Annotated in this window: 17 protein-coding genes, 3 tRNA genes and 2 pseudogenes; 14 read left to right on the top strand and 8 right to left on the bottom strand. The window is 53.5% G+C overall.

Going from position 1 to position 20,704, the window contains the following annotated elements; translation table 11 throughout:
• Nucleotides 1–17: 17 nt before the first annotated feature.
• The 3 genes from AC4PCC_RS13030 to AC4PCC_RS13020 all read left to right on the top strand — a co-directional run bounded on the left by AC4PCC_RS13030 (nucleotide 18) and on the right by AC4PCC_RS13020 (nucleotide 307).
• Nucleotides 18–93 (top strand) — tRNA-Gly (locus AC4PCC_RS13030).
• 43 nt (nucleotides 94–136) lie between these two features.
• Nucleotides 137–210: transfer RNA gene (locus tag AC4PCC_RS13025), tRNA-Cys, on the top strand.
• A gap of 11 nt (nucleotides 211–221) precedes the next feature.
• Nucleotides 222–307 (top strand) — tRNA-Leu (locus tag AC4PCC_RS13020).
• 125 nt (nucleotides 308–432) lie between these two features.
• Here the strand turns inward: AC4PCC_RS13020 and AC4PCC_RS13015 are convergent.
• Nucleotides 433–888, bottom strand: a complete 456-nt coding sequence (locus AC4PCC_RS13015; protein ID WP_492124802.1) for a tyrosine-type recombinase/integrase — start codon at nucleotides 886–888, stop codon at nucleotides 433–435.
• Between the two features lie 128 nt (nucleotides 889–1,016).
• Between AC4PCC_RS13015 and AC4PCC_RS13010 the strand changes: the two genes are divergently transcribed.
• Nucleotides 1,017–1,328 carry an antiterminator Q family protein gene (locus tag AC4PCC_RS13010; protein ID WP_492127520.1) on the top strand — a complete coding sequence of 104 codons (312 nt, stop codon included), beginning with the start codon at nucleotides 1,017–1,019 and terminating at the stop codon, nucleotides 1,326–1,328.
• Nucleotides 1,329–1,364: 36 nt separating this feature from the next.
• Here AC4PCC_RS13010 and AC4PCC_RS13005 read toward each other — a convergent pair whose 3' ends face one another.
• Entirely contained in the window at nucleotides 1,365–1,691 is a 327-nt protein-coding gene (locus AC4PCC_RS13005; protein WP_492124801.1) for a contact-dependent growth inhibition system immunity protein, read from the bottom strand.
• Nucleotides 1,660–2,265 (bottom strand): RNase A-like domain-containing protein, encoded by a 606-nt coding sequence (locus AC4PCC_RS13000; RefSeq protein ID WP_492124800.1) that lies wholly within the window; start codon nucleotides 2,263–2,265, stop codon nucleotides 1,660–1,662. Before AC4PCC_RS13000 ends, AC4PCC_RS13005 begins: the two co-directional genes overlap by 32 nt.
• 291 nt (nucleotides 2,266–2,556) lie before the next feature.
• Here AC4PCC_RS13000 and AC4PCC_RS12995 point away from each other — a divergent pair, with 291 nt between their 5' ends.
• The 6 genes from AC4PCC_RS12995 (at nucleotide 2,557) to AC4PCC_RS12970 (ending at nucleotide 8,839) form a co-directional block, all read left to right on the top strand.
• Complete coding sequence (locus AC4PCC_RS12995) at nucleotides 2,557–3,195, top strand: hypothetical protein (RefSeq protein WP_492124799.1); 639 nt, start codon at nucleotides 2,557–2,559, stop codon at nucleotides 3,193–3,195.
• Nucleotides 3,196–3,197: 2 nt separating this feature from the next.
• Nucleotides 3,198–3,419, top strand: coding sequence for a hypothetical protein (locus AC4PCC_RS12990; RefSeq protein ID WP_492124798.1), 222 nt, complete (start codon nucleotides 3,198–3,200; stop codon nucleotides 3,417–3,419).
• An 813-nt stretch (nucleotides 3,420–4,232) separates the two neighbouring features.
• Complete coding sequence (locus AC4PCC_RS12985; protein WP_067703054.1) at nucleotides 4,233–4,667, top strand: MarR family winged helix-turn-helix transcriptional regulator; 435 nt, start codon at nucleotides 4,233–4,235, stop codon at nucleotides 4,665–4,667.
• Nucleotide 4,668: 1 nt separating this feature from the next.
• Complete coding sequence (locus AC4PCC_RS12980) at nucleotides 4,669–6,369, top strand: MFS transporter (protein WP_492124797.1); 1,701 nt, start codon at nucleotides 4,669–4,671, stop codon at nucleotides 6,367–6,369.
• Nucleotides 6,366–7,460: an HlyD family secretion protein gene (locus AC4PCC_RS12975; RefSeq protein ID WP_492124796.1), complete on the top strand. Its 1,095-nt coding sequence runs from the start codon at nucleotides 6,366–6,368 to the stop codon at nucleotides 7,458–7,460. Before AC4PCC_RS12980 ends, AC4PCC_RS12975 begins: the two co-directional genes overlap by 4 nt.
• Nucleotides 7,457–8,839: an efflux transporter outer membrane subunit gene (locus AC4PCC_RS12970; RefSeq protein WP_492124795.1), complete on the top strand. Its 1,383-nt coding sequence runs from the start codon at nucleotides 7,457–7,459 to the stop codon at nucleotides 8,837–8,839. The genes AC4PCC_RS12975 and AC4PCC_RS12970 overlap by 4 nt, the downstream gene beginning before the upstream one ends.
• A 79-nt stretch (nucleotides 8,840–8,918) precedes the next feature.
• Here AC4PCC_RS12970 and AC4PCC_RS12965 read toward each other — a convergent pair.
• From AC4PCC_RS12965 to AC4PCC_RS12955, 3 genes and pseudogenes are all read right to left on the bottom strand, one after another.
• Nucleotides 8,919–9,623 (bottom strand): annotated as a pseudogene (locus AC4PCC_RS12965) (glycosyltransferase); the annotation flags it as partial.
• A gap of 183 nt (nucleotides 9,624–9,806) precedes the next feature.
• Nucleotides 9,807–11,276 (bottom strand): annotated as a pseudogene (locus AC4PCC_RS12960) (RHS repeat-associated core domain-containing protein); the annotation flags it as partial.
• Nucleotides 11,277–11,864 carry a hypothetical protein gene (locus tag AC4PCC_RS12955; protein WP_492124794.1) on the bottom strand — a complete coding sequence of 196 codons (588 nt, stop codon included), beginning with the start codon at nucleotides 11,862–11,864 and terminating at the stop codon, nucleotides 11,277–11,279.
• Nucleotides 11,865–12,209: 345 nt separating this feature from the next.
• Here AC4PCC_RS12955 and AC4PCC_RS12950 point away from each other — a divergent pair, with 345 nt between their 5' ends.
• Nucleotides 12,210–12,377, top strand: a complete 168-nt coding sequence (locus AC4PCC_RS12950; RefSeq protein ID WP_492124793.1) for a hypothetical protein — start codon at nucleotides 12,210–12,212, stop codon at nucleotides 12,375–12,377.
• On the opposite strand, the gene AC4PCC_RS12945 is transcribed toward AC4PCC_RS12950, so the two are convergent.
• Entirely contained in the window at nucleotides 12,365–13,528 is a 1,164-nt protein-coding gene (locus AC4PCC_RS12945) for a beta-glucosidase (protein WP_492124792.1), read from the bottom strand. The genes AC4PCC_RS12950 and AC4PCC_RS12945 overlap by 13 nt on opposite strands.
• A 162-nt stretch (nucleotides 13,529–13,690) precedes the next feature.
• Here AC4PCC_RS12945 and AC4PCC_RS12940 point away from each other — a divergent pair, with 162 nt between their 5' ends.
• Complete coding sequence (locus AC4PCC_RS12940) at nucleotides 13,691–15,163, top strand: phospholipase D family protein (protein WP_492124791.1); 1,473 nt, start codon at nucleotides 13,691–13,693, stop codon at nucleotides 15,161–15,163.
• A 23-nt stretch (nucleotides 15,164–15,186) separates the two neighbouring features.
• Here the strand turns inward: AC4PCC_RS12940 and mdoC are convergent, their stop codons facing one another.
• Nucleotides 15,187–16,311: a glucans biosynthesis protein MdoC gene (gene mdoC, locus AC4PCC_RS12935; RefSeq protein ID WP_492124790.1), complete on the bottom strand. Its 1,125-nt coding sequence runs from the start codon at nucleotides 16,309–16,311 to the stop codon at nucleotides 15,187–15,189.
• Between the two features lie 274 nt (nucleotides 16,312–16,585).
• Between mdoC and AC4PCC_RS12930 the strand changes: the two genes are divergently transcribed.
• Complete coding sequence (locus AC4PCC_RS12930; protein WP_492127519.1) at nucleotides 16,586–18,121, top strand: glucan biosynthesis protein G; 1,536 nt, start codon at nucleotides 16,586–16,588, stop codon at nucleotides 18,119–18,121.
• Nucleotides 18,114–20,675 carry a glucans biosynthesis glucosyltransferase MdoH gene (gene mdoH, locus AC4PCC_RS12925; protein ID WP_492124789.1) on the top strand — a complete coding sequence of 854 codons (2,562 nt, stop codon included), beginning with the start codon at nucleotides 18,114–18,116 and terminating at the stop codon, nucleotides 20,673–20,675. The genes AC4PCC_RS12930 and mdoH overlap by 8 nt, the downstream gene beginning before the upstream one ends.
• The last annotated feature ends 29 nt before the right edge of the window (nucleotides 20,676–20,704 follow it).

Here is a 20,704-nt window from a genome sequence, read left to right as displayed (position 1 = left end):
TGGCAGAAATGATGAAAGCGGGAATAGCTCAGTTGGTAGAGCACGACCTTGCCAAGGTCGGGGTCGCGAGTTCGAGTCTCGTTTCCCGCTCCAAATTCAGTTTATCAGGCAGAGCCTGGTGGCTAAGCAAGATTAAGGCGCGTTGGCAGAGTGGCCATGCAGCGGATTGCAAATCCGTGAACCTCGGTTCGACTCCGGGACGCGCCTCCACTTTACACCCTGCCCGGGTGGTGAAATCGGTAGACACAAGGGATTTAAAATCCCTCGGCTTATGGCTGTGCGGGTTCAAGTCCCGCCCCGGGCACCATACTTTTACTACCGATTAAACGAATAAAATCAAAGCAATAAGCAGTGATGTCGTAACCGCCCAAGGGCGGTTTTTTTGTGGTTATAGTAAGTTTCAGAATACCCCTTCAGAATATTTTCCCCACCTTACTGGTTGCCAACGACCGGAACTACAGCAATTATCCTGTTGTACCTAACAGTGTGCTCGACATTTTTATGCCCGGAAATTGCCTGTTTGTCGTAGATGTTACCGGAAAGATCGGAGATGCCTTTTGCCTTCAGGTCGTGAAATGTGAAATCAAATTCCAGGTTTGGGAATGCCACCTTTGCATCTTGCTTTGCCTTCATCCATCGACTATTGAAACCATCACGCCTATAACTGGCACCGGATTGCTGATGAATAACAAAAATCGAACTCATCCCTTTATTGAGAGGAAGGGAAGTGGAAGCATGTATTACGCCTTCCAGTCTCGGGCTCCAGCCTTTGATTTGAGAAACGCTGGTTTTGCTTTGCTTTATTAATATGCCGTTTTTAATGATCTGGCTTTTCTTCATATCCAGAACATCTGCCTGCCGCGCACAGCAAAGATATGCCAACTCCATAGAGATCTGGACGATTGGTGGTGAAACGCTGTAGAGGGCTGCATATTCATCATCGGTAATGTAGCGATCGCGTGCTTTTCAGTAAACTACTTGACCCCTTTGGAAGGGTTAACTGGCCAAAGCATCACATTGAAAGCGAGGTAGGCTATTCCTCGATTGCTGCCGGTTTCAAAGGTCTGCTTCCCGAAAGCGCCAGCGGCATTAGTTGCACAGAGAACGACGCACTCATCATTGATACAAGCGTAGGTCGGCTGAAGCAAAAACGTCCGGATGAGTACTCCTTGCTGGTGGATCACTATATTAAGGATATTTCAAAGCGGGCGCTGGTCAGAAAGCTGAAGCTGTCAGAAGGTATGATCCGGATAAAGTTTCAGATGGCCGAGGGATTTATTGAAGGCTGTCTGTCGATGCTGGATGTCAGGCTGGAAATGGATAGCTGAAACTGAGATGACAGCCCGCGATAGGCGGGCATAAGATTAATGATCCCTATTGAGAGTCACCATTGCTCTGTTCAAGAAACTACGCCATGTTTCGCCCCAAGGTTCGGGGCGAAATTCATCACCAGCGATTGCTACCATGACAGCGCTGAGCTCATTATCTTTCTCGATCTGCAGCAAGCGGTTTATTTCATTCATGGCATCAGTAACAGGCATCTGATGGTCAATATAGTTTTTAAGAACTTCCTCAATAGAGTTGCCGAAGTCGTCGTGATGACAGCTTAAAAATACCCTCAGCATCCCGGTTAGGGCCGGGTATTCTTTTTCGGTTTTTTTACCCCATCCAGGGATAAGACGTGAGAACATAATAAGGCTTCCCGTTATAAGTTTGCTTAAGCAACACCACACGCGCAGCGTAACAGGTTTCTTTTACCGATTTACCCTGTCTGAATCCGTAGCCTACTGCGGAACCACTACGATATACCAGTTCAAGAGGGCCGGAGTTTTTACCCCAATTCGCCCAATGAATAATTTTAAGTCGGTTAGCTTTCAGGGCTGAGCTTATCGCTTTCTCTGCATGCTGGAGTGAATAATATGAAGAGACTGACTGCATTTGCGGACTACGCGCCAGCCTGGCAAGTAAATCATTATCAGCAATTGCCACGTGCTTAGCTACTGTGTGTCCGCCAGCCTTTACAGAGCGCATTGCCTCATGCTCGGCAATTTTAAAAGTCCCGGCACGGACATACACAATACGGGCAGCACCAACGATAAGGCCAAACGCTGCAGGTACGCCAACATCTACAGCCAGACCAATATTCCAGGCTGTTTTGTCGTCAGCACCAAATTGTTTGGCGAGAGCAACGGCTGTCTGATATGTCGCTGTGCGGGTGTCCTGACCGGTTAGCACCCGGTTAGCCGCTGCGTTAATGCTATCCATGCTATGAGCACCGACCACAACACACGCCGCTTTGGTTAATCCGGTAGGTTCCGGCACCATACAGAGTGCTAAGAAGGATCAAATGCTTTCCGTGAGGATCAAACCGGGCGGCACCGTATTATGTCAGTTGTGGCGAAAATTTGGCGGAGGCCAGAGTGGGCGGGGGATGCCGGGAGGTTTACACTCACTATGATAATCGCAAAATATTGCATAAAAGATCAAACTGTAGATCCACTGCGGTATACTAGCCCCTCGCGCGCAAAGTTACTTTTGTGGACAAGGACGAATTTTATGATTAGTGCCAGAAAACTTGCAGATGAGATGGCTAATGCGATTCATGTAGATGGAAATTTTTTCCGTGGATTTCTCAAGGGTTTCGTGAATTGGCCGGTAGACATTTATTATCTTGGTCGGGATTATCTTGATACAGATAACAGGAATATCAATTCCTATGATAAAGAGCGAATAGCCAGGATGGTGAAGCATGGGATGGCTTCAAGACGGAACCTTGAAAAAGTCCTGCATCTGTTTATGGATAATTTCTTTAAACATGTTGATTTTAATAAAGTAAAAGAACTTTCTGCTAAAGGAGGTGGTAACTTCCTGGGTAAGATGGCATTCAATCAGTTAGCAACTGCTAATATGGGCTACGTCTTTTCATCCAAATTGATCCCTCGAATGATAACTGGCATGACAATAGGTAGCATCCTGTCGATAGGGGCGGCAATGTCTCGTTCAGTTTATGCTTCAAGAGAGTTACAGCGCCGCAATAATAATGCCTACAATATGCTTCGGCGGCTGGGAGATTTGGATCTTCTATACTTCATGGTTGAAGAGAAAACGAGGCCTTTTGAAGACGCTGCTGCATTATGGTACACAGATCGCAATAAATTTCACCAGACTTGCTGTTACTTTTTCGAGAAAGTTTAGATATGAAGAAATTACTGCTGGCATCATTTTCACGCATCATTCAGGGGATTGGAATGGGTGTATGCGGATTATCACTAGTCTGTATGGGATGGTTCGTGTTTTTCTCATTCAGCGAATACAGATACTACCTGGCAGCTTTAACCGTTTTGGGGTTGGTATCGGGCTACTACATCTTCAAGTTTGCTGTGCGTAAAATCTATGATGAGAGTCCCAGCGATTGGTGATCTGGATGGCGATGAAATCACGCTACAAGCTTGAATACGCAGATATACGCAAATTAAAAAGCCTTGCAGCTCATAACATTATGATTTGTAAGGCTCACTGATAGTTTTTAAACCCCCCTCGGCTTATGGCTGTGCGGGTTCAAGTCCCGCCCCGGGCACCATACTTTTACTACCGATTAAACGAATAAAATCAAAGCAATAAGCAGTGATGTCGTAACCGCCCAAGGGCGGTTTTTTTGTGTCTGAAATTTGGCAGGGGTAGGGTGAAATGACGCTGAGTTGGCAAAGACTCCCCAAAAACAGACCTGCATTCAGCCCTAAGCTCGACGCACAGGTGTATTACCCATACTGACTCCAGGGTATTGATCGTTGGTAACGATCAATACCGCTAAACCGATCGTTTTAAGTGATTGGACTATTAAGGGGCCAGGAAATAGGGTGAACGGGTTCCCGGAACTGGGCGTAGTGATAACCTGATGAAAATTTTAGCCATGAAATATTGCACGGATTGCGGAATCAAACGCCGCCTGACAGCACGCCTGTTCGCAATCGATGATGAACTTTGCGACGACTGCTACTTTGCATTTGTTAAATCAGTGCGTGAAAGGTACGACTGAGCAGTACCATTAGAAAGTGCTAACCCGCCTGTGGACTAATGCTGCTCTCCCTTAAGCGACCGGGGTTAGCCACCGTCCTGATTGTATGGCGGCACAAACTTTGCCTGCAGGTTTGCAATCCTCTTCCCATCTTCTGCCATCCATGATTATAATTACCGCAACTGTATAGTTAGAACCCTAATCATCAGGCGTCTACATGTCGAATGTCTCAGAACTTAACTTCTCCCGGTTGCTGCATATGACTGCCCATGCGTGGCGGCAGGCTATCGATCGCCGTATGAAGGACAGTGGTCTCAGCATGAGTAGCTGGCTGGCGGTCGTGGCAATCGCGGCTGAAGAGGCACCGATGAGCCAGAAAGAGCTGGCGCATCGGCTGGGGCTTGAAGATGCCAGCGTCGTACCGCTGATCGACAGACTGGTCAGGCAGCAGCTGGTTGAGCGCATCCAGCCTGAAGAGGATCGCCGTAAGCGGCTGCTGCACTTAACGTTTAAGGGCGGAAAGCTGTACGAAAAGTTGAAGATTGAGGCGGATAATCTGCGCAGTGAGCTGCTGACCGATATCAATCCGCAGGATCTGGCGGTTGCCGAGCGCGTGCTACAGCGCCTGCTAATCGCAACCGAGGCCAAATAGTATGCGTGGCACTTCCCATGACCCCTTCGCCCCACGGGAGTGGGCACCCGGCGAAAAACCGACCCTGCCGGGATCGCCCTCCACGCCGCTGCATCCCACTCACAGGCGTATCGCCTTCGGGATTATCGGCCTGCTGATCTCGGTCACCGGCGCGCTGAGCAATGCGCTGGTGACCGCCAATTTAACCAATCTGCAGGGCGTGTTCGGCGCGTACAGTAATGAAATCGCCTGGCTTCCGGCGGTATATGTGATGGGAAATATCTCCATCAACCTGCTGCTGGTAAAGTTTCGCCAGCAGTTTGGACTGCGTGCCTTTACTGAGGCATTCCTGGTGCTGTACGTGCTGGTCTCTTTTTTCCATTTGCTGGTAAACGATTTAAGTTCCGCCATCGTGGTGCGCACCGCGCATGGAATGGTGGGCGCCGCCCTCAGTTCCCTGGGTATCTATTATCAGATTCAGGCCTGGCCCGCTAAGCATCGGCTTAAGGCGATGACCATCGGCATCGGCGCGTCACAGCTGGCCATTCCGCTTGCCAGGCTCTTTTCAGACGAGCTGCTACAGCTGGAGGAGTGGCGGGGGCTTTACCTGTTTGAACTCGGCCTGGCAATGATCTGTCTGGGAGCGGTACTGATACTTAAGCTGCCGCCCGGCGAACGGATGAAGGTTTTCGAGAAAAAGGATTTCCTGACCTTCCTGCTGATGGCACCGGGAATGGCGCTGTTTTGCGCGGTGCTGTCACTCGGCCGGGTAGAGTGGTGGACCAGTACGTCCTGGCTGGGGATCTGTCTGGCTCTCGGGCTGGTACTGGTCATAGCCGCCATTGTGCTGGAACATAACCGCAGCAATCCGTTGATCAATACCCGCTGGCTGCGCACCGGATCAATAATACGACTGGGTATTGTGATGATAATGCTGCGCGTCACGCTGGCGGAGCAGAACACGGGCGCGATTGGCTATCTGCAACAGATGGGGCTACTCAACGATCAGATGCATGGACTGGCGCTGGCGATTCTGGCTGGCGTAGTCGCTGGCATCGTAATCAGCGCACTGACTATTAATGTTAAGCACCTGAGCTGGCCTATTGTTGTCTCTCTGTTGCTGATTATTGTGGCATCGCTGATGGATGCGCAGTCCAGCCCGCTGACGCGCGCGAACAATATGTATTTCAGCCAGTTTTTGCTGGGATTCAGCAGCACCTTCTTCATTGCACCTGCGCTACTGATGAATATCGGCAGCGTGGTCACGCAGCCTAAAAACCTGGTGAGTCTGGTGGTCCTCTTCGGCATGAGTCAGAACCTCGGCGGATTGATGGGCTCTGCGATCCTTGGGACGTTTCAGACCTGGCGTGAGAAGTTTCACTCCAGCCTGCTGGGTGACCAGCTGTCGACGCTCGATCCAAACGTCACCGAACGGCTGAGCCAGTATACCGGCCTGTTTAGCAGCCAGATTAGCGATAGCGCACTGCTGGCCGCTCAGAGCACCACGCAGCTTCAGAGCGTTGCCACCGTGCAGGCTAACGTGCTGGCCTATAACGATACTTATCTGCTTACCGCTGGTATGGCATTCGTCACCCTGATTTGGGTGCTTTGGCGACTGTCCCGTCAGCGTTACCTTAACTGGCAACAGGCAAAACGTGAGGCGGAAGCCGAACGTCGGGCAATGCTATCACCTACCACTTCAATCAGTCCGGGGAAAGAATGAGTCAGCAGGAACAGAACCCGCTTTCGGAACGAGAAAGAAATAATAAGCTGCGTATATTATCCATCGCCTTCGGCGCTGGGATTGCGATTGTTGGCGTACTGGTTATCCTCTATGCGTGGCAGCTTCCTCCCTTCACCAGTCAGATCCAGTCGACGGAAAACGCTTACGTTCGTGGTCAGGTGACGTTTATCAGCCCTCAGGTGAATGGCTATATTACCGCCGTGAATGTGCTGGACTATCAGCCGGTGCACCGGGGCGATGTGATTATGACCATTGACGATCGTATCTATAAACAACGGGTTCACCAGGCGCAGGCGCAGGTGGCGATGAAAAAAGCCGCTCTGGCAAACAATATCCAACAGCGTCGCAGCGCTGAAGCGGTGATTGAGCGCAATAAAGCGATGCTGGCCAACGCCAGGGCACAGGCGGTGAAAAGCGCGCTGGACTTGAAGCGCGTGGAGAATCTGGTGTCGGACGGTTCGCTGTCGATTCGTGAACGGGATGCGTCCCGCGCCAGCAACAGTCAGACACTGGCCGACGTGCAGCAGACGCAGGCCACGCTGGATGTCTCCCGTCAGGATCTGCAAACCGCCATTGTTAATCGCGCGTCACTGGAGGCCGATGTGGCCAGCGCGGAGGCTGCACTGGAGCTGGCGCAGATCGATCTGGATAACACGCGCATTATTGCCCCCCGCGACGGGCAGCTGGGCCAGATTGCCGTCCGTCAGGGTGCCTACGTTACCGCCGGCACGCGTCTGACGTCGCTGGTTCCGGAGCAGATGTGGGTAGTGGCAAACATGAAGGAAACCCAGATGGCCCGTATCCAGCCCGGCCTGCCGGTCACCTTTACCGTCGATGCGCTCGATGGTGAGAAATTCCAGGGTAAAGTGGAATATATCTCCCCGGCGGCAGGCTCGGAATTTAGCGCCATTTCACCCGACAATGCCACGGGGAACTTTGTCAAAATTGCCCAGCGCATCCCGGTGCGTATCAATATCACCAGTGATAACGCCGGGCATTTACGTCCGGGCATGTCCGTCGAAGTGAGCATTGACACCTCTGCGTCGTCGTCCTCTCAGGAGAAGAAATGATGCGCTGGAAGCTATCGCTGCCGCTGATGCTGGTGGTTACAGCCCTGACCGGATGTGCAACGCAGGTCGAAAAGGCGCCCGGGGCGCTCCCCATCCCTCAGCAGTGGCGTAACCAGGTGGGGCCCTCATCGCCAGTGGAAGCGGGCTGGTGGCGCAACTTTAACGACGACAATCTCAACCGGCTGGTTAGCCAGGCACTGCGCAACAACCTGGATATCCTGACGGCGCGATCCCGCGTCGAGCAATATCGTGCCCAGCTGCGCGGGGCTGAGGGCGATAATCTTCCCACGCTCAACGCTGGCGTCAGTGCCACCCATGCTCGCGCGCTCTCCTCGGTAAGCGGACAGCCTTATGAGTATGCCGTTTTTCAGGGTCTGTTGCAGGCCAGCTATGATGTTGATATCTGGGGCGCACGCAGCAGCAGCATTGACGCCGCCACCGCCTCACTTGCCGCTCAGCAGGCCGCCGCCTCGGCCGCCGAGCTGACGGTGGCCAGTTCAGTGGCCTCAGGCTATATGACGCTGGTTGCACTGGACGAGCAGCTAAGGGTGACAGAATCCACGCTGGCTTCACGCGCTAACTCGCTTAAGCTCGCCCAGCGGCAATATGAGACAGGCTACACCTCAAAGCTGGAGTGGGTGCAGTCCGCGTCGGAGTATCAGACGGCGAAAGCACAGATCCCGGTGCTACAGCATCAAATCGCCCAGCAGGAAAATGCGCTGAGTATTCTGGTGGGCATGAACCCCCGCGAAATTGCCCGGCGACGTGAGTTTGAGCAGGTTGCCCCGCAGATGCTGCCTTCGTTGCTCCCATCAGAGCTGTTACAGCGTCGCCCGGATATCGTCCAGGCTGAGAGGCTGCTGCTGGCGGCGGATAGCTCCCTTGCGGCATCCCGCGCGCGGCTGCTGCCTTCGCTGAACCTGACCGCATCCGGTACGATGCAGAGTTCTGCACTCCACCAGCTGCTGGATAACCCCTTCAGGTTATGGAGCATTGGCGGCAGCGTGCTGGCCCCGATACTCAACCGCGAAGCGCTAACGGCGCAGGTGGATGTGTCCATGGCCAGCCGCAATCAGGCGTTGTACAGCTATGAAAAGGTGGTGCGTAATGCCTTTAGTGAAGTTAACAACGATCTCGACGCGATTGAACGCTACCAGCAGCAGCTGGTGGAGCTGCAAAAGCAGGCGCAGGTAGTGAGTGAAGCGCTGCGTATTGCCAGCAATCGCTATCAGAATGGCTATGCATCCTATCTGGATGAACTGGATGCCCAGCGAACGCTTTACAGCACCCAGCTCAACCTTGTACAGGTAAAAAATAACCTTCTCCAGGCGCAGATTGATCTCTACCGGGCGCTGGGGGGCGGCTGGAAGGAGGCGTAGTGATGCACAGGGACGACGAAATGGTCGTCCCTGTGAGGTTATTCAGGCTGAAGTTAAACACCGTCGGTCATATAAATGATTATTTCCATGAGTGATCTGAACCATTGATAACCTGCCTTCCGAGGCTAAGCATGTTCTGCCTGGGGTGGAGAAGCTGGCCGTATTGTTCATCGCTAAAGCCTTGAGTTTTTCGCCTTAAAATTTTATCTGGTAGGGTTTTTAACGTCGCAACTGCTTTCTTATCCCAGTCAATAACCGCCTGGGTATTTGACAGCTTGATTGTGCTGTAAAGCGCCTCGGTAAATACATCAGGACCGGCAAGTTTAAATACGTTAGTTTCACCCCGCTGATAATTTTCCACTGCCATATCCAGTGTCCGGTTAATTACCCTGTTCTCCCGGGTTGCGCCAATAGGGGTATTGGGCACTGCCTGCTCTTTTTCTCCTTCTTTGGCGATATATTCTTCTTTAAAGCCTATCCCGCCATAGAGAGACAAATCGCCAAACGGCGCTCGCTGCGTATCGTCGACATCCTTATATATCCCACCTTCGTGTTTTAATACTAACAGGCGTAACAGATCGCTTGCCTGTGCATATTTTTTTTCGCGGGTGGTATTAGTATAATACTTAAAAGCAGGGTGAGACTGTATTGCTGAAAATGAAGGTAATGTTCTGAGGTCGGTAACATTAACGTTACTTCCGCGAAATCTTTCAACTAAATCAGCGCTTGCTCCATTGTAACCCTCAATACCGCTGTCATAGATAAGTTGCGTTTTATAATCCGGGTTCATACTGGCAGTATTAAGCGAAAGCTCGACATTCTTATCCGATATTTTGTTGGTGCCAATCCAGATCATATGAATGGATTTTGGAATGTCAGCATACTCATGCGCGGAAATCTCTGCCTGGACTTCTTTATTGATATTCTGTCGCAATGAGGATTTTTTGCCGGAAAAAAAAGGCATTCTTCCGTCGGAATCACTGTAAGAAAGTGGGTTATTCCTGACCATCCGAAACAGGTTGAGGCCATCCACCGTGCCTGCCGGATCCGAACTCAGCCAGCGCGCCGCCCAGGGCTGATAGTAACGGTAGCCATAGTAATATAACCCCGTAGCATCGCGCTCTTTGCCCGCAAATCTGATGGTTTTATAGTGAGATTCTGTCTGGCTACGGGCTGTCCATAAGGCTGTACCGCCAAAGGGATAGTATTCCTCAAGGCTAATAACATTGCCGTCATCGTCCACTTCCAGAGCGCTGCTCCCTGAAAGATTGTCGTAACTCCATCGCGCCATATTATTACCAATACCGTCTGGCTTGCCGCTCTCCCAGTGCAGTATGCGCAGCTGTGCCCCCCCCGACGCATCCAGAGTAATGACCTGCAGATTTTCCGTTAACGAACTGCCCGTTGAGCGGGTACGCAGCTCCAGCCCTGGCAGGTAAATAACCTGCTGTTTTTGCGTGCTGTTGCCCGTTTGCTGTCTGGTCACCTTGAGCAGACGCTGGCTGGTACTGTCATAGCGGTACATTTCACTGTCATTTGCCCCAGCGTCACGGACTATGGGCATCACTTTTCGCAGCTCGCCCCGGGGTGTCCAGTCCAGCATTTGTCCAGGCTGTAACTGTTTTTGCTGGCCAGCCGCCGTAAACAGGGAGTCTACTATGGTCGGGTTCGTCGTCAGTGCGCTTAAGACGCCACGGTTGCTACGATTGCTGATGGTAACGTCAGTGGTATAGGTATTTGAGGTGGCAGGCGCAGCGTGCCGTATTTGCGTCAGGTTTCCGGCATTATCGTACTGATAAGATCGGGTATAAGGCGTAAAGGCTGAACTGTCGGTGGGGAGGGGGATGATGGTAGCGGAAGAGCCAGTGTTCTGTTGCATATTAGCCATTTCGCGCCCGGTGGCGCTGACCAGTTGGTACAGGCTGTCATAGCGACAGGTATTCTCCGGCACCACTTTCTGATTGCGCCAGAAGCGGGTTTCTTCTGCATCGTTACGGATACTTAGCACATTGCCTACCGGATCGTACTGATAACGCAGGTCCTGCAACACTTTTCGCCCTGCGTGATGCCCGGCGGGGCGCTCAGTTTTGATACCTGTCAGGCGTTGTGTTTCCGGCTCGTAGTGGTAGAGCGTCACAACGCCATTGCCATGCTCTTCACGCAGCTTCTGCCCGGCAGCAGACCAGGTCAGAGATTTAACAACCACCTGCTCCGGCTCGTTCCTGATTGTCAGCCAGCTGCCTGAAAGCAGGCCGGATACGTCGTAGACGACACGCTGCTGATTGCCGCTGGCGTCGGTGGCGATGAGTGTCGAGCCTGTAGCATCCACGCGGGTCAGAGTGGTATACGACCTGTCGTCCAGCCGGTCGTCCCAGGCAGAAATAGCGTCCCCCTCCCAGTTAACAACGATCTCTTCGTTATCCATGTCCTTAAGCAACTACCGGGTCACCGAGAGCGACCCGCCGCTCAGGGCGATACTGCTTGTCTGAATCAGGCCGGCGGTGTCGTAATGGCTGACGCACTGACCCGTGAGATTAAAGGCTTTCTCCTCTTTTGAGCGACCAGACCAGATAAAACGATCCGTAATGCGCACGGCCTGGCCCACCTGTTCAGTCGTGCTGAGCAGGCGTCCCGCCAGCGAATGATGCTCATACTGCCAGGTGCGGATTAAGGTCTGGCTTTCATCCCTGATGCCCTCATCAGCGTTGATGTTGGTTACTGCCCGGAAAGGGCGCCCGGCGGTATCATGCAGGGTAACCGCGATCCCGGCATCAACGCTCTGCGTGTGCAGGACATTGCCGGTCAGATCTGTCACACAGGTAAGATTTACCAGGCTGGCTTTAGACAGGCGCGGGTCTGCGCTCTGCGTCATAAAGCCGCGTGGATGATACTGATAATGGGAGATACGCTCATCCGTTAACGACGGTGCGTCGGGATGGCGGTGATAAGCGATGTTGCGAACGGTCAGCGCACGGTTATCAAATACTGCGACCGAGGGTGTTTTACTGAATAGCGTTGTACTCATATTTGCTCTCCATCAGAGGATTAAACGGTCAGAGTTGCATCAATAACTATAAGGCAAAAATGGCCATGAGTTTTGCTGGTAGAAATAAAGGCGCACTGACGGGTGAGGGCGATCGCGTGTCGCCCATCCTTTACAGCGCAGGCTGGGCAGCAGATAATACCCGCTTATGAATGAACATCCTGAATATGAACCCGAAAAAGAACCGCGTTTCCGGCTGGACGATGCTCATTTTGCCATAGTGGTACTTGCAGTCACTTCCGTTACCCTTATAATCTTTGTCCTGATCCTTACCCTGCTAATGATGTAATAATTAACCGGCCACGGTCCGCACGGAGTATGCATAATATGGGATCCAGAGAGGATAAACTTCTGGCGCTGGTGGGGTTACTGTCGGCCTGCCTGATTGCGGTTATGGTTCTGTTCACCCTGACCCTGCTGTCGGACGCGCGTCATCCCTCTGACGATACCATTTTGCCCCAGTCATGCTACGCCATGCCGCCTCACTCCGGCTGATTCGCACTTTTTAATTTGATCTGCTGACTGCGTACTGCCAGTGCATAGGACTCAAAAACCGGTCGGGTGCCGTTCGCATCCGGCAGGCCAAACAACCCGTCAGGCGAACGACGGCTGTCAGCCCAGGCCGGATAAGCCACCACCGGATAAACGGAAACACCTTCTATCTGTACGCCGCGCTCCATTGCTATCCCGACCTGTTCCATCACCCCGGTAAACCAGGGGGCGCATTTATCACCCTCCGCACCGGTCTCGGCAATCAGCATCGGGCGCTGATAGCGCTGCCAGACCTCCTGAAGCAGGCTGGACAAATCGCGATAGTCAGGGTGCGGCGGTGCTATGGGGGTACCGTCCACCCGCCACTGGTTATCCGGATAATAGTTCAAACCCACGATATCCAGCAGCGACGCTTCCCCGCCTAATTCCGGCTGCACCCGACCGCTCAGCATATCCCATGCCTCAAACTGTGCTTCGTGTTGCCTTAAGGCTGTCTGGCGGGAAGCCGCGGTATCCTCTGCGGGGGCAACGTTCACCAGCGGGTCGGTTAATACAAAGCGTGCGCCGGGCAGCACGTCCCGGATGGCCCGCATTGCGGCGAGGGAGGCTCTGACCAACTGCTGCTTTAGCTCGCGCCCGCGCCCGGTCACACCGGGGTTAAACAGGGCTGCGTCAGCGCCGGCCCAGGACCAGAAGGAGATCTGATTCATCGGCGTAATAAAAGGGTGGGTATAACCTTCCTGCTGCATGACGTGAGCCATTGCCCGGGCAAACGCGGCAAAGCGGTCAACAAAGGCAGGCTGCCAGATATCCAGATGGGATGGCCAGCCGAAATGGGCCAGCTCCCAGATCATTTCCAGCCCCTGATTTTCGGCAGCGTGCAACATGGGCAAAAATGTTGACCAGTCATACTCACCCGGCGTCTCTTCAATCAGATACCAGCGTGCGCCGTCGCGGGCGGTAAGCAGTTTTTCCGCTGCCAGCAGGGCATAGTCTTTTTCCAGCAGCGTATCGTGACCGCTATTGATCACCAGATCGAAGCGTTTGCCTTCGGCACGACGGGCGGTGGAGCAGGCAAAGCTTCCCTGAAAGAAACTTTTAAACAGTGTTGGGCTGTGGGGCTGGCGTGACACATCAAGCATTCCGGTTTTCATGCGCGTTCCTCACTCCATTAACCTGACGCAACTCTCTGCGCTAAGTTTAGCCTATCCGGGGTCACCGCATTTAATCAGAACAGTCGCATCACATTTAGGCCGCTGCGCTATTAATAAAACCGCTAGAATAGAGCGCTTACGCTGATGATCTGAGGATAACGCATGGCCGAAGCTTTTACGCTGGATGAGGATGCAACCCCGGGTATACCGTCGCGACTGACGCGCGCCGTCTCCCCGCGGGTGGATATGCACCCTGACCATAGCGGTATTCATCCGCTGGAAGAGGGACTGGACGCGTTCGCCGCGCGCTATTTGTTAACGACGATGGCGGAATACAGTCTGGATATTCAGTACTACATCTGGCAGAACGATATGTCAGGCAGGCTGTTGTTCAGTGCGGTACTGGACGCGGCGGATCGCGGTGTTAAGGTGCGCCTGCTGCTGGATGACAATAATACCATGGGGCTGGACGACACGCTGAGCGAGCTGGCTCGCCATCCTAACATCGCGGTCAGGCTGTTCAATCCCTTCTCTTTTCGGACGCTCAGGGCGCTGGGCTACCTCAGCGATTTCGCCCGTCTGAACCGCAGAATGCACAATAAAAGCTTTACGGTCGATCGGCAGGCGACGATTGTCGGCGGTCGCAATATCGGTGATGAGTACTTTGGTACGGGTGACGAGCCGCTCTTTTCCGATCTTGACGTACTGACCATCGGGCCGGTGGTCAAAGAGGTCACGAAGGATTTCGAACGCTACTGGCAGAGCAGGGCCGTTGAACCTCTGAATGCAGTGGTTAAGCGTAAAGAGGGGCACGGGCGAGAAGACGTCCAGCTGCCGGATATGTGGCGCAACGATCCTAAGGTGATGCGCTACCTGAATAAGGTCAACGCGTCGACATTTGTGACTCAGCTTGAGAGTGGTACGCTGCCGCTTACCTGGGCTAAAACGCGACTGCTGAGCGACGACCCGCGCAAGGGGCTGGGACGTGCGAAAGCCAGCACGCTGCTGCCTCAACGGATGCTAGAGGTGATTGGCAAACCGCAGGTGCAGTTCGATATCATTTCGGCTTACTTTGTGCCGACCCGGGCGGGTGTTGCCCAGCTTCTGTCGCTGGTGCGCCAGGGGGTGAAAATTGCCATTCTCACCAATTCGCTGGCGGCAAACGACGTCTCCGTCGTCCATGCGGGCTATGCCAAATGGCGTAAAAAGCTGCTGCGGCACGGTATTGCGCTCTATGAGCTCAAGCCCCATAGCGACACGCGCGAGCCGAGCCACGATCGCGGGCTAACCGGTAATTCCGGTGCCAGCCTGCATGCCAAAACCTTCAGCGTGGACAATGAAAAAGTCTTTATCGGCTCATTTAACTTCGATCCGCGTTCGGCGATGCTGAACACCGAAATGGGGCTGGTGATTGAAAGTGCAACGCTGGCGACCAGCGTTCATGAGCGATTTATCAGCAGCATGCGCGATCGCGCCTGGACCCTGCGGCTGGATAAGTGGGGGCGGGTTAACTGGGTAGAGTATCCCGGAGAAGGGGATAAAGAGCGGGTACATAAGCACGAACCCCGTACCCGCTTCATCCAAAGGCTGCTGGTGCGCCTGGTCTGGCGGCTGCCGATTGAGTGGCTGCTCTAAGCCAGGTAGCGCCCTGCGGGGCGCTACCGCTGCGGCTTCCCGGAGAAGAGAAAGCGCAGAACCGGAATACGTAAATGGATTTCATACAGGATAAAGGCAATGCCAAATACAAATACCAGCCCGGCAAAAAAGCCGAGGGTATTGTTGCCGATCTCGGGCACAAAGAAGATGCCGTACAGAATAGTCAGCGGATGGTGCACCAGATAAATAAACAGGGAAGCATTCACCAGGTAGGTCACCCGGGGCGAATGAGAATTTAACAGACGATGTCCCAGAGAGAACACTACGTTAACCATCCACAGGCCCATCATCATGGATACAACCGCATCAATTTCATACAGCCAGCCGTCGCCCTTGCTGTAGGTCTGGTTAGCCACGTAGGCAATAAAGGCCAGCAGCGATCCAATAAATGTCCAGGGCACCGGGCGCACGCACAGCGCTTTAATCGCCGGATATTTCCAGGCCATTGCGCCCAGGACAAAGAAAGGCAGGAAGAACAGCGATTGCATGACGGCATAGTTAAAGAATCCATTCCCGAGCAGCTGCGGTTCAAAATGAAACAACAGACGGCGAATCGCGCCCCAGGCCAGGCTGCAAAGCAGGATCGCCAGGCTTAATTTCCCCCATGTCAGGTCAGAATAATCTGTTTTTGCGGGCCTGCTGTCCCGCAGCCACTTAAACATCCAGACACCCGCCGTGGTCAGTACTACCAGCACCAGCAGGAACCAGAGGTGGGAGATCAAATCCCATGTCAGGGCATTAAACTTTTCATACAGCGAAAGGTTATGCCAGTCACCAATTTTAGTGGTCCAGGCTTTGATCATAAAAAACTGGGGAAGCGTCAGCAACGGGACAGCGGCGAGCATCGGGATGCCAACGCGCTCAAGGCGGACCTTAAGCCAGTGCTGCGGCGTGTATCGCAGAAACAGCATATAGGAAAAATAGCCGGAAATGACGAAGAAAACCTGCATACGGAAGGCATGAATAAAGTCATTAAAAAGGGTCAGCCATTCGGAGGGGGTCGCACTATTGACCGACCATGACTGGGTCGAATAGATCAGTGAAACGTGAAAGGGGACGCCAAGCAGCATCAACCATGCCCTGATAGAATCGAGGAAGTACTCTCTTTGCTGCGTTTTTCTAGTCATATTCATCCAAAAATCAACAAATTAATGCAGTAGTTCGCCCTGAACCACGCTAAAGCTTATCGCTTACTTTAGTTGAACGTTCATGGGTATACTATCAGGGGATTCTGTATCCGCTAAGCACTTGAGAATAGGGCGCTAACGCCGCCAATACCGGGGAACTAAAAGTGGTGTCAGGCTGTCGGAATGCTGAATTATCCATTAAGATGGATGGAATTAATTTTGGTACTCGAAAGGGGGGGATGTGCTGATTAAAATGAAAAGTAAGCCACAACAGATGACATTGCGCTTACTTGGCGCTGCGGTCTTATTATCAATGTATGCCAGCTCAAGCTGGGCTTTCAGCATTGATGATGTGGCAAAACAGGCAAAAGAGCTGGCAGGAAAAGGGTATGAAGCCCCAAAAAGCAATCTGCCTTCTCAGCTGCGCGAAATGAAATATGCTGATTATCAACAGATTCAGTTCAACCGGGATAAAGCCTACTGGGGTAAATTAAAGACGCCATTTAAGCTGGAATTCTATCACCAGGGCATGTATTTCGATACGCCGGTACAGATCAATGAGGTGATTGCCTCTTCGGTTCGCCAGATCAAATATTCGCCTGATTACTTTAACTTCGGCAACGTTAAGCACGATCCTGATACGGTCAAAAACCTTGGTTTTGCTGGATTCAAAGTGTTGTACCCGCTTAACAGCAAAAACAAAAAAGATGACGAAATCACCAGCTTCCTCGGTGCCAGCTACTTCCGTGTGATTGGTGCGGGCCAGGTTTATGGACTCTCCTCGCGCGGGCTGGCCATTGATACGGCGCTGCCCTCGGGCGAAGAGTTCCCGCGATTCAAATCGTTCTGGATCGAACGGCCTAAGCCGTCCGACAAGCATCTGGTTATTTACGCGCTGCTTGACTCTCCCCGCGCGACCGGGGCCTATCGCTTCCTGATTACACCGGGTAAAGAGAGCACCGTAGACGTTCAGTCTAAGGTCTACCTGCGCGATAAAGTGGGCAAGCTGGGCGTTGCCCCGCTGACCAGCATGTTCCTGTTCGGACCTAATCAGCCGTCGCCGATGGTTAACTATCGTCCCCAGCTGCATGACTCCAACGGTCTGTCCATTCACGCCGGAAACGGCGAGTGGATCTGGCGTCCACTGAATAACCCGAAACATCTGGCGGTAAGCACCTTCACCGTTGAGAGTCCAAAAGGCTTCGGTCTGCTTCAGCGCGGGCGCGACTTCAACCAGTATCAGGATCTGGACGATCGTTACGATCTCCGCCCGAGCGGCTGGATTGAACCGCAGGGCGACTGGGGTAAAGGGCACATTGAGCTGGTGGAGATCCCTACTGCTGACGAAACCAATGACAATATCGTTGCCTTCTGGACGCCGGAACAGCTGCCGGAACCGGGCAAAGCAATGAGCTTCAACTATCGTCTGCACTTCACCCGCGACGAAAGCCAGCTGCATTCGCCGGATACTGCCTATGTAAATGATACGCTGCGCTCCACCGGCGACGTGAAACAGTCTAATCTGGTTCGCCAGCCCGACGGCACCCTGGCCTTTATCGTTGACTTTACCGGTCAGGATATGAGCAAGATGCCGGAAAATACGCCGGTTACGCCCCAGGTGAGCATCGGTAACAACGGTGAGCTGGTGGAAAACAGCGTACGCTATAACCCGGTCACCAAAGGCTGGCGTCTGCTGATGCGTATCCGCGTCAAAGATAATAAACAGCCTACGGAAATGCGTGCGGCGCTGCTTAACGGCGACAAAACGCTGACGGAAACCTGGAGCTATCAGTTGCCTGCCAATGAATAAGTCTACTGTTATACCTACCGAGTATATCGATGCGCTGCCCCTTTCGCCGGAGCGAAAGGGTGAGCTGCGTGAATCGCTGCCACTCCAGGGGGATGACGCCTTTAGCCAGCTGCACCAGAATCTGGCTGAGGGCGAGCCCCTGGCTTCCCGTCCTGACGACGCGCCCCTGTCGTCGGTTCGCACGCGTATTGATCACACCTGGCCGGACTCCGTGGGCGAACAGGGTGAGCAGTTCGATAAGGATGCACTGGATCGCACTACGCTGAAGGCGATGCCTCCCCATACGCGCTCCTCTATGTATCCGGAAGCCTGGCGCACCAACCCGGTTGCGCGCGCATGGGATTCGCTGCGTGGCCGTAAAACCGTTCCTCGCTTTACCAGTGCGGAAGAGAGAAGGTCGGAAGAGAAGTGGCGACATGTTGGCTCAATCCGCCGCTATATTCTGCTGATCCTCACCATCGCGCAGACGGTCGTCGCTACCTGGTACATGAAAACCATTCTGCCGTACCAGGGCTGGGCGCTGATCGATCCTATGGATATGATCAACCAGAACTGGCAGCAGTCGCTGCTGCAAATCCTGCCGTACGTGCTACAAACCGGGATACTGTTCCTGTTCGCCGTGCTGTTCTGCTGGGTGTCGGCAGGATTCTGGACGGCTCTGATGGGCTTCCTGCAACTGCTGATCGGCAAGGACAAATACAGTATCTCCTACGGAACGGTGGGGGATGAGGCGATCGATCCGGCGCACCGTACCGCGCTAATTATGCCTATCTGTAATGAAGACGTGGAACGCGTCTTTGCCGGGCTGCGCGCGACCTGGGAGTCGGTAGTGAGAACCGGGGAGCAGCAGAACTTTGATGTCTATATTCTGAGTGACAGCTATAACCCGGATATCGCCCTTGCCGAGCAGAAGGCGTGGATGGAGCTGGTGCGCGATGTGGGTGGCGAAGGGCGTATTTTCTATCGCCGTCGCCGTCGCCGCGTCAAGCGTAAGAGCGGCAACATCGATGACTTCTGCCGCCGCTGGGGCAGCCAGTACAGCTATATGGTTGTTCTTGATGCGGACAGCGTGATGAGCGGTGAGTGTCTGACCGGCCTGGTGCGTATGATGGAAGCGAACCCCAATGCGGGGATTATCCAGTCATCGCCAAAGGCATCCGGTATGGACACGCTGTATGCACGCTGCCAGCAGTTTGCTACCCGAGTTTATGGGCCGCTGTTCACCGCCGGTCTGCATTTCTGGCAGCTGGGGGAGTCTCACTACTGGGGACACAACGCCATCATCCGCGTGAAGCCCTTTATTGAACACTGCGCGCTGGCACCTCTGCCGGGGGAAGGCTCGTTTGCAGGATCCATTCTGTCGCATGACTTTGTGGAAGCCGCGCTGATGCGCCGTGCAGGCTGGGGCGTCTGGATTGCCTACGATCTGCCTGGCTCATACGAGGAGCTGCCGCCTAACCTGCTGGATGAGCTGAAGCGTGACCGCCGCTGGTGTCACGGTAACCTGATGAACTTCCGACTGTTCCTGGTCAGGGGCATGCATCCGGTTCACCGCGCCGTGTTCCTGACCGGGGTGATGTCCTACCTCTCTGCGCCGCTGTGGTTTATGTTCCTCGCCCTGTCGACGGCACTGCAGGTGGTGCATACGCTGATGGAGCCGCAGTACTTCCTGCAGCCCCGACAGCTGTTCCCGGTCTGGCCGCAGTGGCGTCCCGAGCTGGCGATTGCGCTGTTCTCTACCACCCTGGTGCTCCTGTTCCTGCCCAAGCTGCTGAGCGTGGTGCTGATCTGGTGCAAAGGCGCTAAGCCCTACGGTGGTGCGCTGCGGGTCTTCGCGTCTCTGTTCCTCGAGATGCTGTTCTCGGTACTGCTGGCGCCGGTGCGTATGCTGTTTCACACGGTCTTCGTGGTCAGCGCCTTCCTCGGCTGGGAAGTGGTCTGGAACTCTCCGCAGCGTGATGATGATGCAACGCCATGGAGTGAGGCATTTAAACGTCACGGTTCACAAATGGCGCTGGGTATTGTCTGGGCAGCAGGAATGGGCTGGCTTGATTTGAACTTCCTGTGGTGGCTGGCACCTATTGTCTTCTCGCTGATCCTTTCACCTTTTGTGTCAGTATTTTCCAGTCGTTCGACGACCGGGAGAGCGTCACGACGGGCGAAACTCTTCCTTATCCCGGAAGAGTACGATCCGCCAAAAGAGCTGCTGGATACCGACCGCTACGTGCAGATCAATCGCGAACGTGCGCTGAAAGATGGCTTTATGCATGCGGTGTTTAACCCATCGTTTAATGCCCTGGCAAGCGCGATGGCAACCTCACGTCATCTCAAAAGTGAGATACTGGAGTTTGCCCGCGATCGTCGCGTTGAACAGGCGCTGAGCGAGTCACCGCTTAAACTGGATCGCGACCGTCGACTGGCGCTGCTTAGCGACCCGGTGACGCTGTCAAGGATGCACTACCGTCTGTGGCAGAATGCGGATAAGTATCATGACTGGTTTGATTACTATCAGTCGCTGAAAATGAATCCGCTGGCTATTCAGAAAGCGAAATAAATAGCGCTGTAATGCTCTGCGAAAGCGGG

This window comes from Erwinia sp. L03-1, assembly GCF_058686115.1.
The sequence above is the reverse complement of the archived record's forward strand: the minus strand, read 5'-3'. Positions and strand labels throughout refer to the sequence as shown.